The following is a 13,361-nucleotide window of genomic DNA, read 5'->3' as shown; positions in this document are numbered from 1 at the left end:
CGGTGACGCGGGCCTTGCGCTACGTGCTGGTGGTGGGCGGAGCCATCCTCGGCATCCTGTTGTTCCTGCTGGCTTCGGCCTCCGAGAATTCCGCCTTCTTCGACCAGCACTACCCGTGGCTGCTGGGGTTGAATGCGCTGGTCGCGGTGGCGCTGCTGGCGCTGGTGGTGCTGCTGCTGACGCGGCTTTACCAGCGCTACCGGCGCCGCAAGTTCGGCTCGCGCCTGATGGCGCGGCTGGTGCTGATGTTCGCCCTGGTCGGCATCCTGCCGGGCCTGGTGATCTACCTGGTGTCGGTGCAGTTCGTCTCGCGCTCGATCGAATCCTGGTTCGACGTGCGGGTCGAGGCGGCGCTGGAATCCGGCCTCAACCTGGGGCGCACCGCGCTCGACTCTTCGCTGCACGATCTCGGCGAACGCGCGCGCGCGATGGCGCGCGAACTGGCCGACCTGCCGGACAATGCGCAGGTGCGGCAACTCTCCGGGCTGCGCGACCAGACACAGGAAGCCACCATCGTCAGCGGCAGCGGCCAGGTGATCGCGATGGCGGGTGGCCAGTTGGCGGCACTGGTGCCGGAATTGCCGAGCGCGGCGATGCTGCGCCAGGCGCAGACGACGCGCGGCTTTGCCGCGATCGAAGGCAGCGCCGACGCCGCACCGGTAACCGATGCCGCCGGCACGCCGGACGCGGCAACCAGCTTGCGCCTGCGGGTGGTCGTGATGATTCCGAGTTCCAGCAATGCGCTGGCGCTGCGCAGCGAAGCCCGTTTCCTGCAATTGATGCAGCCGGTGCCAACCCCGCTCGCGGTCAACGCGGAGGCGCTGCGGCAGGCCTACAGCGAGTACCAGCAGCGCTCGGTGGCGCGCTCCGGCCTGCGCAAGATCTATCTGGTGACGCTGACCCTGACCCTGCTGCTGGCGATTTTTGGCGCCATCGCCAGCGCCTTCCTGATCGCCACCGAACTCGCCAAGCCGCTGCTGCTGCTGGCCGAAGGCACCAAGGCGGTGGCCGAAGGCAATCTGTCGCCGCGCCCGATCAGCAGCAGCAACGACGAGCTCGGCACGCTGACGCAATCGTTCAACACCATGACCCGGCAACTGCATGACGCCCGCGCCGCGGTCGAAAAAAACCGGCTGGCGCTGGAAAACGCCAAAGCCTACCTGGAATCCGTGCTGGCCAACATGTCGGCCGGGGTCATGGTGCTGGACGGCGAATTCCGGCTGCTGACTTCCAACCAGTCGGTCGAGCGCATCCTGCAGCAGGACGTTGCCAGCCACATCGGCGCGCCGCTGGCCGCGATCGACGGCCTGCGCGGCTTTTCCGAAGTGGTCACCAGCGCCTTTTCCGAACAGAGCGCGCAGTCGGCCACGGCCGGCGACGGCGCCCAATTGCACTGGCAAAAACAGATCGAGATCGTCCGCAGCGAGGGCGACGACCTGGCGCTGCTGGCGCGCGGCACCCGGCTGCCGATCGAAAACGGGCTGGGCTACCTGGTGGTGTTCGACGACATCTCCGACGTCATCTCGGCCCAGCGTTCAATCGCCTGGGGCGAAGTGGCGCGGCGCCTGGCGCATGAAATCAAGAATCCGCTGACGCCGATCCAGCTCTCTGCCGAACGGCTGCAGATGAAACTGGAAAACAAGCTGGACGGCGCCGATGCCGCCATGCTGAACAAGGGGACCGCCACCATCGTCAACCAGGTGGCGGCGATGAAGCGGATGGTGGATGATTTCCGCGATTATGCGAAAACGCCGCCGGCGGTACCGGCCGCGCTGGACCTGAATGCGCTGATCGGCGAGATCCTGAACCTGTACCTGGACGACGTCGAACGCGGCGTGATCCGGCCGCAGCTTGCGCCCGGCCTGCCGAAGGTCATGGGCGACGCGACCCAGTTGCGGCAGGTGATCCATAATCTGCTGCAGAACGCACAGGATGCGGTGAGCGAGCGCCACGGGCCGGGGTCGGCGCAAATCGATGTGCTGACCGAGGAAGTCCTGTATCAGGGCGCGGATGGCGCCCGCCACAGCGCGGTACGGCTGTCGATCACCGACAACGGCCCCGGCTTCGCGCCCAAGATTCTGGCGCGCGCGTTCGAACCCTACGTCACCTCCAAGCCGCGCGGCACCGGCCTCGGCCTGGCGATGGTGAAAAAAATTATCGAAGAACACGGCGGTCGCATCGACCTCCAGAATCGCACAGACGGGAAAGGGGCAAGAGTGGCGATTTTGCTGTTAAAGTTAGCCGCCTAACCAATTGGCAAATCGACATCAACCATGATGGGCAGCAACCTCTCGCAAGCTTGAAAAGGATCGAATGGAAATAAGGAAGGTACGCGCATGGCGAATATCCTGGTAGTGGACGATGAAATGGGCATCCGCGAACTGCTCTCGGAAATCCTGGGCGACGAGGGGCACGTGGTGGCAACCGCGGAAAATGCGCAGCAGGCACGAGCGGCCCGCCAGGCAGCGGTACCGGACCTGGTGCTGCTGGATATCTGGATGCCGGACACCGATGGCGTCACACTGCTGAAGGAATGGCAGCATGACGGTTTGTTGACGATGCCGGTGATCATGATGTCGGGCCATGCCACCATCGACACCGCGGTCGAGGCAACCCGCATCGGCGCCTTGAATTTCCTGGAAAAACCGATCGCGTTGCAAAAATTGCTGAAGGCGGTGCAGCAAGGCCTGGCGCACCAGCAGGAACCGATTCCGGCCATGGCGCCGGCGGCGCGCCCGCAACCAGCCGCCAGCATGGCCAGCGTCATTAGTGCCGCGGCGGCGCCGCTCCTGGTGCGGGTTGCCGAAAGTACGCCGGCGATGGTCGATCAGCGGCTCTCCGGCTCGTTCGAGCTGCCGTTGCGCGAAGCGCGCGACAACTTCGAGCGCGCCTATTTCGAGTATCACCTGGTGCGCGAAAACGGCAGCATGACGCGGGTCGCCGAAAAAACCGGCCTGGAACGTACCCACCTGTACCGCAAGCTAAAGCAGCTCGGAGTAGAACCGGGCCGGCTGGGCAAGAAAGGCGGATGACACTCGTCACGCTGGTCGGCGGCGGTTCGGCGGCGGCGCGCGAAGCGGCGATTGCGGCAGCCATCGGCGCGGCCCAGACTGCCGAGCCGCCACTGCCGGTGGTGGCGCTGTTGGAAGGCCTGGCCGACGGCCGCGCCAAACCGGCGCTGGCCGCCGGCCCGCACTTGCAGATCATCCGCATCGCCGCCGGCTGCCCCTGTTGCGTCGGCAACCTGACCCTGCGCGTGAGCCTGAACCGCATCCTGCGGCGGCCGCCGGCGCACCTGTATATCGGCCTGGCCAGCAGCGACCATCTGCCGCAAATCCGTGATTTCCTGTGCCAGCCTCCCTACTGCGACTTGCTGCAATTGAACCCGGAACTGCGGATCGACTCCAATTCATAGCTGCTGCGTTGCCGTGCCGAAGTGCTCTGCTGCGGACGGGGGCGGACTTGAAAATGCGGGTTCGGACGCCATCTTGGGAGCAAGGCGAATGCAATGTCATTCTGCAATTTTAGGAGCGCACATGAACCTGATCTACAACAGCGACCAGTACAGCGTGGTCGAATTCGGCAGCGATAGCGAGCGCGAAGCCCTGCGTTTCGGCGCCTTTGAAATTGTCGACAAGCCGTCCCGGCGCGAAATCTTCATTGGTGGCGATCTGGCCAAATCGTTTCGCGCCGGCGTCGAGGAATTGATTGCCGGCACCCCCAGCGTCGAGGAGATCGATACTTTTCTCGGCCGGTACGATGCCTTGATGAGCCAGTCGCTGACCCTGCACTGACTGGACGAAAAATCGGCACAACCCGCAGGCGGGGCAAGGCATGAAATTTTGGCATGACTGACCATTGCCGCAGACCGTATTTCCCGATCGACAGCAGCCGCGCCAGCGGCTGTTTTTTTTGGCCGACGGTGCCGCGGCGTGCTAAATTCAGGCGCCTCGTCCATCGGTCCAAGCCCGCCGCCACCGTCTCATGCACACCCCGTCCCGTCCGATTTTCAGCGCCCAGACCGGCGTCCACCAGCGCTTGCCGCAACTGCTGGCGCGCCACCTGGCGCAGCCGTTCCGGCGCCCGATCGCGGCGCACAACCGGCTGGCCTTCGACCACAGCATGCGCGCCTGGCGTGCGGCCGGCGCGCCGCCGCTGGTACTGGACGCCGGCTGCGGCGTCGGCCTCTCCAGCCTGTACCTGGCGACGCAGTTTCCCGATCATTTCGTGATCGGCATCGATCAGTCGGCCGACCGGCTAGCGCGCAATACGCGTTGGGCCGGCAGCCTGCCGGAAAATTGCCTGCGCCTGCGCGCCGACCTGGTCGACTACTGGCGCCTGCTGCTGGAAGCCGGCGTGCGGCCGGCACGGCATTATGTGCTGTACCCGAATCCGTGGCCGAAGATCGGCCAGCTCGCCCGCCGCTGGCACGGGCACCCGGTGTTCCCGACGCTGGTCGCGCTGGGCGGCTATTTCGAATGCCGCAGCAACTGGCGCGTCTACATCGAGGAATGCGCGGCCGCCCTGCGTCAGTTGACCGGCATCGACGTGACGGCCGAAGCCTACGCCACCGCCGATCCGATCACGCCGTTCGAGCGCAAGTACCTGGATTCCGGCCACGGCCTGTGGCGCTGCCGGGTGCAGCTTGTGAGGCCTGAGGGCGCCTGAGCCCGCCTGCGCGCGAGCGCCTGCCAGCTCGCCGGCCTCCCGATTCGGCGGTGCCGAAGCGATCTTTTATGACGTAATATTGGTGCTGGCCAACACCGCGACCAACCTCTCGATTTTCAAAAACATGTGCCAGCTCCTCGGAATGAACTGCAATGTCCCGACCGACATCGTGTTCAGCTTCACCGGCTTTGCCACGCGCAGCAGCGTCGGCCGCCACAACGACGGCTGGGGCATCGCCTTTTTCGAGGGCGCCGGCGTGCGCCATTTCGTCGATTACCAGTCGGCGCTGGCGTCGCCGGTGGCGGAGCTGATCAAGCGCTCGCCGATCAAGTCGAAGAACGTGATCGCGCATATCCGCAAGGCGACCCAGGGCCGGGTGGCGCTGGAAAACTGCCACCCGTTCGTGCGCGAACTGTGGGGCCGCTACTGGGTGTTTGCGCACAACGGCGACCTGAAGGATTTCGCGCCGACCCTGGACGGGCCGTATCGCCCGGTCGGCAACACCGACAGCGAGCATGCGTTTTGCTATCTGCTGCAGGAATTGCGGCGCCGCTTCGGCGACGACCCGCCGGCGCGCCCGGCGCTGACCGCCGCGCTGCGCGAACTGTGCGCGGAAATCGCCGCACACGGCACCTTCAACCTGATGCTATCGGACGGCTCGGCCCTGTTCGCGCACTGCTCGACCGACCTGCACTACCTGGTGCGCCAGTATCCGTTTGCCGAGGCGCGGCTGGCGGACGAAGACTTGAGCGTCGATTTCTCGCAAGTCACGACGCCCAACGACCGCGTCGCCATCATCGTCACCGAACCGCTGACCGCGAATGAAACCTGGCAGCGCTTCGGCGCCGGCGAACTGAAGGTGTTCGTCGACGGCGAGCCGCTTGCGCCGTGAACGCCAGCCAATAGGGCTTTACATACTCCAAATATCGAATCGTATTTCCGCCTATAAATAAACGGAAAACAAGACATACTCCGCAGCGGCGCAAACCCGAGCGGCTTCGCCTGCGCTACCGGCGCCGTGCGAACTTCAGGTGCGTCACGCTCGGCGTGGCGACGGTACGCACCAGTTCCAGGCCATGCAGGTCGTCGCCGACGCCATCGAACAGCCGCTCGCCGCTGCCGAGCAGCGTCGGCACCAGATTGATCTCCATCTCGTCCACCAGGCCGGCGGCCAGATACTGCTGGGCTGCCTGGGCCCCGCCAGCCAAGGAAACGTCCTTGCCGGCGGCGGCGCGACGCGCCAGTTCCAGCGCCTTCTCGATGCCTTCGGTGACGAAGGTGAAGCTGGTCCCGCCTTCCAGCACCAGCGGCGCGCGCGCGTGATGCGTCAACACGAACACCGGGTGATGGAACGGCGGATTCGCACCCCACCAGCCAGTCCACGGATGCTCGGCACCCCACGGCCCGGGGTGCCCGCCGAACATGTTACGCCCCATCACCGTGGCGCCGATGTTGACCCAGGATTCCTCGACCACCGCGGTGCTGGCGTTGACTTCGCCGCCCTCCATGCCGAGCAGCGTCCGAAACGCGGCCAGCCGGAAGGCCCACTCGTGCAGGCGAGTGCCGCCGATGCCGAGCGGATTGGCGACACTCTGGCTGGGGCCGGCCACGAAGCCGTCCAGCGACATCGAGATCTTGAAGCGCAGTTTCGACATATCCGATCTCCCGCATTCCCACTGCTCGCACGGCAGGATCTTTGAAGGGTGGCCCGGCTCCCTCGTCCCAAGCTTCGCCGAGCCCGATCTGGCATTCGTAACAAGCATCATAGCCGAGGACCGAAGATGCCTGTGGGTGCCGGAGCCGATGCCATATCCGCAGGCATGCCACGCGAGCAAGTACGCCGACAATGCCGCTAAAATGGGCAACGTGCGATTCATCGCGCCTGCCGAATGCAGCGGGAGTGTTTGTCATGCATCAAGCCCCTCACCCGAACCGCCGCCGGCTGCTCCAGTCTGTTGCAGCGCTGGGAGCCGGCATCCTGCTGGCCCCGCTCGCCAGGGCGGCGGCGCCGCGCGCCATCCTGACCCGGCCGATTCCGTCAAGCGGCGAAGTCCTGCCGGTGATCGGGCTGGGAAGCTGGATCACCTTCAACGTCGGCAACGACCCGGTCGCGCGCGCCGCCTGCGCCGAAGTCATGCGGGCCTTCTTCGACCTGCAGGGCCGCCTGATCGACTCGTCGCCGATGTACGGCTCGGCGCAGCAAGTCATCGGCGCCGGCCTGCAGCAGCTCGGCATGCCGCCGCAAGTCTTCGCCGCCGACAAGGTCTGGATCGCCTCCGGCGCGCGCGGCCCGAGCCAGATCGAAACCTCGCGCCGCGACTGGGGCATCCCGCGCTTCGACCTGCTGCAGGTCCACAACCTGCTGGCCTGGGAGGAGCACCTGCCGACGCTGTTTGCGATGAAGGCCGCCGGCCGCCTGCGCTATGTCGGCATCACCACCTCGGAAGGCCGCCGCCACGACGAAATCGAACGGGTCATGCGCAGCCAGCCGATCGACTTCGTGCAGATCACCTACAACATCCTCGACCGCGAAGTGGAAGCCCGCATCCTGCCGCTGGCGCGCGAGCGCGGCATCGCCGTCATCGCCAACCGGCCGTTTCGCCAGGGCGCGCTGATCAGGGCCGTGGCGCGCCAGCCGCTGCCGCCGTGGGCGGCAGAAATCGAGTGCGCCAACTGGGCGCAATTCCTGCTCAAGTTCATCGTCTCGCACCCGGCCATCACCTGCGCGATTCCGGCCACGTCCAGCGTCGCCCACCTGCGCGAGAACATGGGCGCCGCGCTCGGCCGCCTGCCGGATGAGGCGCTGCGCCGGCGCATGATCGCCCACATCGAGCGGCTCTGATGTCCGAATGGTGGACTTACCGGCTGTCGAATTTCCTGCTATTTTCGGCGCGCACCTACTATCGGCTGTTCGAGCTGTACAACCGCGACGTCTGGCCGGCCCAGCTCGTCGCTCTCGCGCTCGGTGTCGTCATCCTGGCATGCCTGTTCAGGCATGTGGCCTGGCGTGGAAAGGTCGTGGCGGCGATCCTCGCCGCCTGCTGGCTGTGGGTCGCCTGGGCATTTCTTGCCGAACGCTATGCCACCATCAATTGGACCGCGCGCTATTTCGCGATCGGCTTCGCGGTCGAGGCTCTGCTTCTGCTCTGGGCCGGGATCGTGCGTGCCGAACCGGCGGACATGCCGGCGCGCAGCCCGATCACTGTCACCGGTATCGCCCTATTCCTCTTCGCGCTGGTCGTTCAACCTCTGATCGGCCCGATGCTGGGCCGGCCGTGGCTGCAGGCGCAGATTTTCGGGATGGCGCCGGACCCGACCGTGGCCGCCACACTCGGCACCCTGCTGCTCACGGGGCGCCAGCCCCGGTGGCTTCTGATGATCATTCCAGTCGTTTGGTGCCTGATCAGCGGAGCCACGCTTTGGACGATGGGCTCTCCAGATGCCGGGGTGATGCCGGTCGTTGCATTGCTGGCGGTGTTGCTGGCCGTTCGGAAGGCGCTGATGCCGCGACCGACTGACTTGGCCAAAACTGGTTAGGGCCGAATCCGGTTCGTTGCCGCCGCTCGGCCGAATCTTGTGAGTGTCTGCTGCTGCGCGAGAAGCGGGCTAGCGACATTGCGACGTCCCAAGTTCGGTGGTGTACCCGAGCCGGCACAGCGGCCAGCGGCGGATATGGGAGGATTGGCTGGCCTCGCTAATCGGCACGCATTAGTGATTCTGCCGTGACTGTCCGTCTTCCGCGTGTGATAGCTCGCGATGGGTGTGCCACGGTCTCGCGCAACCCCGCGCCGATGGTCGGGCTGGTGGATCGTGGTGAAAGCGCGCCGGAGTCATGCAAACGGGGCGGCGGATTAGGTGAGTTTAGGTGCGCCGGGAAATGGGAGGGCGATCCAACGCTTTGCGCCCTTGGACGTTGGTTGACGTTGAGTCAGTTTTGCAGGGCGCATCCTTCGGCATAGGAAGCTGCTGCGCTCCAGGCGCGCCCGCGCAAGAACTCCGTAAACTGAAGCGCCGGCCCATCCTGCGCTTCGCTTTCCCGCCGGACCAGGTAGATTTCCTTGCGCGGCGGTTCGCCTTCGATACACACCGCATGCAACCAGCCAGTGCGCAGTTCCCGTTCCACCGTGGCCGCCATGACAAGAGAGATCCCGAGCCCGGCATGCACCGCATGTTTGACAGCTTCCGTGCTGCCGAGCTGCATGGAGGCGGCCATGCTGGAAACATCCTCTCCGAGATACTGCCGCAACAGGCGGCCAGTGCCGGTACCGCTTTCGCCGCCCAGCATGCTTTGGCCTTTGATCCAATGGCGCGGTATGCTGTGCCGCCCAGCCCATGGATGCCCGGGCGGTACGATGAGGACCAGCTCTTCACTGCGCCAAACCTCGGCCACGAAACCCGGCGAATGGTCCCACCATTCCATCACGGCAACGTCAATTTCGAAGCTTTTCAGCTTCCCTGCGATGCGGTTGTTGTCGCCGATACTCACATCCACCGCGTGTCGCGCGGCTTCCTTGTAGGCTTTCAGGTGCGGCTGCAACAGGTAGATCCCGGTGTTCGAACTTGCCCCGACGACAATCGAATTTTTTTCGAATGCGGCGCGGGCGCGGCTGCAAATGGCGAGCAGGCATTCCGCGTAGGGCAGAAAGCTCCGCCCTTGCGGAGTCAGCGTACTGCCGGCATTGCTGCGGTTGATCAAGGGCGCATTGAGCGATTGCTCCAGACGTTTGACATGCTGGGTGACCGCCGATTGCGACATGCCGGTATGCTTGGCGGCCTCGCGGAATCCGCCGTATTGCGCCACTGCTAGGAACGTCGCGACCCGCTCCAGATCGATCACGCAACACCCATCCCGGATGCCGGACGATTGATCGCACCGCTTGGCCGTTGGCCGCGAAGCGCCTGGATGATGTTGCGCGCCGCCTCGCGCTCGATTTCGATCCGGACTTCCCTTACCGCCGAACCGAGATGCGGGGTGAAGAAAGTCTGTGCCGGGTTGTCCAGCAAGGCTTGCGGAATGCTGGCGGGCCGGTCGCTGCGCTGCCATTCTTCCATTTCGAACACGTCGGCGGCATAGCCGGCCAAGTGCCCGCGCCGCAATGCGTCGACCACCGCCTGCTCGTCCACTACCGAGCCGCGGCAGGCGTTGATCAGATGGCTGCCGCGCTTCATCCGGTTGATCCTGGCGGCATTGAGCAGATGCAGGGTTTGCGGCGTCATCGGCAACATCGGCACCACAAAATCGCTCTGCTGCAGCAGCTCGTCCAGGCTGACGCGCCGCGCTCCCCACGCCTGCTCCTGCTCCGCGGCGAGCGCAACCTCGTCACAGTAGAGCAGTTTCATGTCGAAGCCCGACAGGCGCTTGGCGATGGCACGGCCCACCGCGCCCATGCCGATGATCCCCAGGGTACGGCCGGTCAGTCCCGTGCCGTACAGCTCCGGTCGCCAACCGCGGAATGCGCCGCTGCGGATCCGGCGGTCGCCCTCGGGCAAGTGGCGCGTCAGGCCAAGGAGCAGTCCGATCGTCAGTTCGGCGGTCGGTATCGTCAGCAAATCGGGCACGATGCTGAACCACACGCCGCGCTGCGTGCAGGCGTCGACATCGAAGTTGTCGTAGCCCTTGAGTGCCGCACCGACGATCTTCAGCTTGGGGCAGGCGTCGAGAAAGCTGGAGTCGATACTGTCCGGCATGAACACCATCAGAGCATCGGCGTCTTTCGCGCGCGCCAGTACTTCCTCCCTTGGCAGGGTGTCGCGCGTGGTGTTGGGGATCACCTCCGCGACCGCTTGCAGCATTTCGATGATTTCCGGGTGCACCCAGTGGGTGAGTACGACTTTGGGCTTCATGGCGTGTTCAGTGTGGTTCAAGGTGTTATTTGAATTTGCGCCGCAGGAAGGAACTGAATGCATCCACCAGCGTCACCATGAAAAGAATGACGAGCAGGATGGCCGATACGTCCTGGTACTGCATGATGCGCAACGAACCCATCAGTTCGAAACCGATGCCGCCGGCGCCCACCATGCCCATCACGGTCGATGCACGAAAGTTGTATTCCCAGCGGTAGATCGCGGTATCGGCCATCTGCGGCAATACCTGCGGCAGAATCCCGTGAAAGATCACTTGCAGCGGACTGCATCCGGCGGCGCGCGCCGCCTCCACCGGCGCCTGGTCGGCATGTTCGATCGCCTCCGCGAAGAACTTGGCGACCATGCCGATCGAATGCAGCGCAAGCGCCAGCACGCCAGGCAGCGCGCCGAATCCGACCGCCGCGACGAACACGATGCCCATGATCAGCTCGGGGATCGAGCGCAAGGCATTCAACAGGCCGCGCGATAACTGGTACAGGACCGGATGCGGACTGGTATTACGCGCCGCAAGAATGGCCAGCGGCAGCGAAAGCAGCACGGCGATGGCGGTGCCGGCAACGCTCATCGCCAGCGTGTCGAGCAGCGGTTTGACCCAGCTGCCGGCTGCGGCAAAATTGGGCGGAAACATTTCACCGACCAGGCTGAACAGGCTGGGCACCCCCTCGCCCAGGCGCTGCGCATCGAACAGCCCGACGTAGTACCAGCATACGGCCACGACGGCCAGCACCACGGCGAGAGTGCGTAGCGAGCGGTTCCACGCTTGCCGCTGCTGCAGCAATACCAGTTTGTAATCAGCTTGCATGGCAATCTGTTTTAAAACTTCGACAGGTCAAGTTTCAGCAGGCCGCCGAGATCGCGCACGACGTCGTAGTCCTTGTCCGAAATCGGACCGAAGCCATCGGCCTTGAATGATTTCAGCACTGCCGGATCGGTGATATTGAGGAAGACGGCCCGGATTTTTTCTTTCAGTTCAGGCTTGAGGTTGGAACGCAGGGTCCAGGGGTATTGCGGGAACGGCTTGGACTCGGCGAGCACCTTCACCTTGCTGCCGTCGACCATGCCGCGCTGTACCAGCGATTCAAAGATCGGTTTGCTCAATCCGCCGGCCTGCGCATGACCGTTTTGCACTGCCATCGCAACTGCATCATGCGCGCCCACGAAGTGCTCACGGTAATCCTGGCCGGCATTCAGGCCGCTCTCGGCAAGCAGCGCCTTGGGGATCAGGTGGCTGGAGGTCGACGCCTTGTCGCCGTAGGCCACATTCTTGTTGGCGATGTCGCCGATCTTGTTGATGCCGGCAGCGGCATTGGCGATCAGCACCGCTTGGTACGTCGTGGTTCCTTTTTGCTTGATCGCCGCGAACGGCTCGATCTCGCTCTTCTGTTTCGCCAATACGTAGGATAGCGGGCCGAAGTAAGCCAGGTCGAGACGGCCATGGCGCATGGCTTCGATCATCGAGGAATAATCGGTGGTGACCACCAGCTCGACCTTCTTGCCGAGTTCCTTTTCGAGCAGCAGTTTCAGCGGCTGGTTATTCTTGATCACCGTCGACGCATTTTCATCGGGCAACAGCGCAACCTTGAGCGTCGCCGGATCGGGATCGGGAGCGGCATGCGCGGCATTCCCCAGCAGGGTCAGTGTCGCCAGGCCGAATATTGCCAATAGTTTTTTCATGTTCATTCCTCTACGGTTGCGAGATTGAGTGGAAATAGCGAGGGGTGGGATGAAGACGGCTGCGGCTCGGCGATCGCTGGCCGCTGCGCGTACAGCGCTTCCGCCTGCTCCGCAGTCAGTTCTTCGGGCGCGGCGTCAAATACCAGCTTGCCGTGCGCCAGCCCGATGATGCGGTCGGCGTAGCGCTTGGCCAGCTCCACCTGGTGCAGGCTGACCACGGCGGAAATGCCGTCTTCCTTGCAAATCTGATGGAGCATGGCCACCACCTTGTCGGCGGTTGCCGGGTCAAGGCTCGCGACCGGCTCGTCGGCGAGAATCAGTCGCGGTTGCTGCGTCAATGCGCGGGCGATACCGACACGTTGTTGCTGGCCGCCACTCAACTGGTCGACACGGGACAGCGCCTTGTGCAGCAAGCCGACCCGTTCAAGGCTGTGCAAGCCGATCGCCTGCTCTTCCTTCGGCAAAGGCAGGAGGCTGCGCCAGATCGAGTGATAGCCGAGGCGTCCCATCAGCACGTTTTGAAGCGCCGATAGACGGGCGATCAGTTGATGCTGCTGGAAGATCATGCCGGTACGGCGACGATGGGCTTGCAGTGCCTGTTTGTTGTGCAGGCTGCCCAGTCCGCTGACGGCGATGCTGCCGCCATGCGGCTGGTTCATCAGGTTCAGGCAGCGCAGCAAGGTCGACTTGCCGGCTCCGGACGCGCCCAGCAAGACCGTGAATTGGCCTTCCCGAAACGAGAGTGAGGTTGGATGCAGTGCCTGGAAGCTGCCGAACCGCACCGATACGTCGTTTAGTTGAATCATGGCTTCTCCGTTTATTTCGGTCCGCAATCAAAGTGCACTGGTGATTACGAAAACGAATTACGAAGCCATGTTAGTGCGCCGTTGCTACCTCGCCGTGACGGTTGTGTGACAGCGGCGTGACTTTCACGAGCCACGGCAGTGCGCTTGCCATGTCGAAGCCGCTTTGAGCGCCGGCTCCGCAGCCCGCCTCACGCTCACATGGCTGTATGTCCGCTCTCAGTCCGCAGTCCTGAAGCGGGCCTTTTCACGGAATAGTCGACAGACGGCTCCTGGCCGCCTGCTGCGGGCGAGAGTTGAGAATAATCGCGACTTTGACGAGCGCGTGAGGGCAGTATTGATGTGGTATTC

The 13,361-nt window shown here is 64.2% G+C and carries 14 protein-coding genes; 8 read left to right on the top strand and 6 right to left on the bottom strand.

Translation table 11 applies throughout. From position 1 onward, the window contains the following. Positions 1-2: 2 nt before the first annotated feature. From ACK2VC_RS10455 to ACK2VC_RS10430, 6 genes are all read left to right on the top strand, one after another. A complete protein-coding gene (locus ACK2VC_RS10455; protein ID WP_486730284.1) occupies positions 3-2,249 on the top strand; it encodes a sensor histidine kinase in 2,247 nt (748 codons plus the stop codon). A gap of 87 nt (positions 2,250-2,336) precedes the next feature. Beyond that, entirely contained in the window at positions 2,337-3,032 is a 696-nt protein-coding gene (locus ACK2VC_RS10450; protein WP_486730283.1) for a response regulator, read from the top strand. Then, complete coding sequence (locus ACK2VC_RS10445) at positions 3,029-3,415, top strand: GTPase (RefSeq protein WP_486730282.1); 387 nt, start codon at positions 3,029-3,031, stop codon at positions 3,413-3,415. The genes ACK2VC_RS10450 and ACK2VC_RS10445 overlap by 4 nt, the downstream gene beginning before the upstream one ends. Before the next feature lie 121 nt (positions 3,416-3,536). Beyond that, positions 3,537-3,794, top strand: a complete 258-nt coding sequence (locus ACK2VC_RS10440) for a BTH_I0359 family protein (protein ID WP_486730281.1) — start codon at positions 3,537-3,539, stop codon at positions 3,792-3,794. A gap of 190 nt (positions 3,795-3,984) precedes the next feature. Beyond that, positions 3,985-4,668 carry a tRNA (guanine(46)-N(7))-methyltransferase TrmB gene (gene trmB / locus ACK2VC_RS10435; RefSeq protein ID WP_486730280.1) on the top strand — a complete coding sequence of 228 codons (684 nt, stop codon included), beginning with the start codon at positions 3,985-3,987 and terminating at the stop codon, positions 4,666-4,668. Between the two features lie 124 nt (positions 4,669-4,792). Beyond that, on the top strand, positions 4,793-5,560 hold the full coding sequence (locus tag ACK2VC_RS10430) for a class II glutamine amidotransferase (protein WP_486733216.1): 768 nt from the start codon (positions 4,793-4,795) through the stop codon (positions 5,558-5,560). A 115-nt stretch (positions 5,561-5,675) separates the two neighbouring features. Here the strand turns inward: ACK2VC_RS10430 and ACK2VC_RS10425 are convergent, their stop codons facing one another. Then, positions 5,676-6,323 (bottom strand): dihydrofolate reductase family protein, encoded by a 648-nt coding sequence (locus tag ACK2VC_RS10425; RefSeq protein WP_486730279.1) that lies wholly within the window; start codon positions 6,321-6,323, stop codon positions 5,676-5,678. Between the two features lie 254 nt (positions 6,324-6,577). Between ACK2VC_RS10425 and ACK2VC_RS10420 the strand changes: the two genes are divergently transcribed. Together ACK2VC_RS10420 and ACK2VC_RS10415 are read left to right on the top strand one after the other, a co-directional pair. Continuing rightward, positions 6,578-7,510 (top strand): aldo/keto reductase, encoded by a 933-nt coding sequence (locus ACK2VC_RS10420; RefSeq protein ID WP_486730278.1) that lies wholly within the window; start codon positions 6,578-6,580, stop codon positions 7,508-7,510. Continuing rightward, positions 7,510-8,205, top strand: coding sequence for a DUF6064 family protein (locus tag ACK2VC_RS10415; protein WP_486730277.1), 696 nt, complete (start codon positions 7,510-7,512; stop codon positions 8,203-8,205). Before ACK2VC_RS10420 ends, ACK2VC_RS10415 begins: the two co-directional genes overlap by 1 nt. A 391-nt stretch (positions 8,206-8,596) precedes the next feature. Here the strand turns inward: ACK2VC_RS10415 and ACK2VC_RS10410 are convergent, their stop codons facing one another. Genes ACK2VC_RS10410 through phnC form a run of 5 tightly spaced genes read right to left on the bottom strand, consistent with a single transcriptional unit; the run spans position 8,597 to position 13,013 of the window. Continuing rightward, positions 8,597-9,505 carry a LysR family transcriptional regulator gene (locus ACK2VC_RS10410; protein WP_486730276.1) on the bottom strand — a complete coding sequence of 303 codons (909 nt, stop codon included), beginning with the start codon at positions 9,503-9,505 and terminating at the stop codon, positions 8,597-8,599. After that, the gene (locus ACK2VC_RS10405) at positions 9,502-10,512 is read right to left on the bottom strand and encodes a phosphonate dehydrogenase (RefSeq protein ID WP_486730275.1); all 1,011 of its coding nucleotides are present in this window, start codon (positions 10,510-10,512) and stop codon (positions 9,502-9,504) included. The genes ACK2VC_RS10410 and ACK2VC_RS10405 overlap by 4 nt, the downstream gene beginning before the upstream one ends. A 25-nt stretch (positions 10,513-10,537) precedes the next feature. Beyond that, positions 10,538-11,335, bottom strand: coding sequence for a phosphonate ABC transporter, permease protein PhnE (gene phnE / locus ACK2VC_RS10400; RefSeq protein WP_486730274.1), 798 nt, complete (start codon positions 11,333-11,335; stop codon positions 10,538-10,540). Positions 11,336-11,346: 11 nt separating this feature from the next. Beyond that, a complete protein-coding gene (gene phnD, locus ACK2VC_RS10395) occupies positions 11,347-12,207 on the bottom strand; it encodes a phosphate/phosphite/phosphonate ABC transporter substrate-binding protein (protein WP_486730273.1) in 861 nt (286 codons plus the stop codon). A 2-nt stretch (positions 12,208-12,209) separates the two neighbouring features. Beyond that, on the bottom strand, positions 12,210-13,013 hold the full coding sequence (phnC, locus tag ACK2VC_RS10390; RefSeq protein ID WP_486730272.1) for a phosphonate ABC transporter ATP-binding protein: 804 nt from the start codon (positions 13,011-13,013) through the stop codon (positions 12,210-12,212). Positions 13,014-13,361: the final 348 nt, after the last annotated feature.

The organism is Herbaspirillum sp. WTB6 (assembly GCF_057457785.1).
Note: the sequence above shows the minus strand (reverse complement) of the source record. Positions and strands in the feature narration are given on the sequence as shown.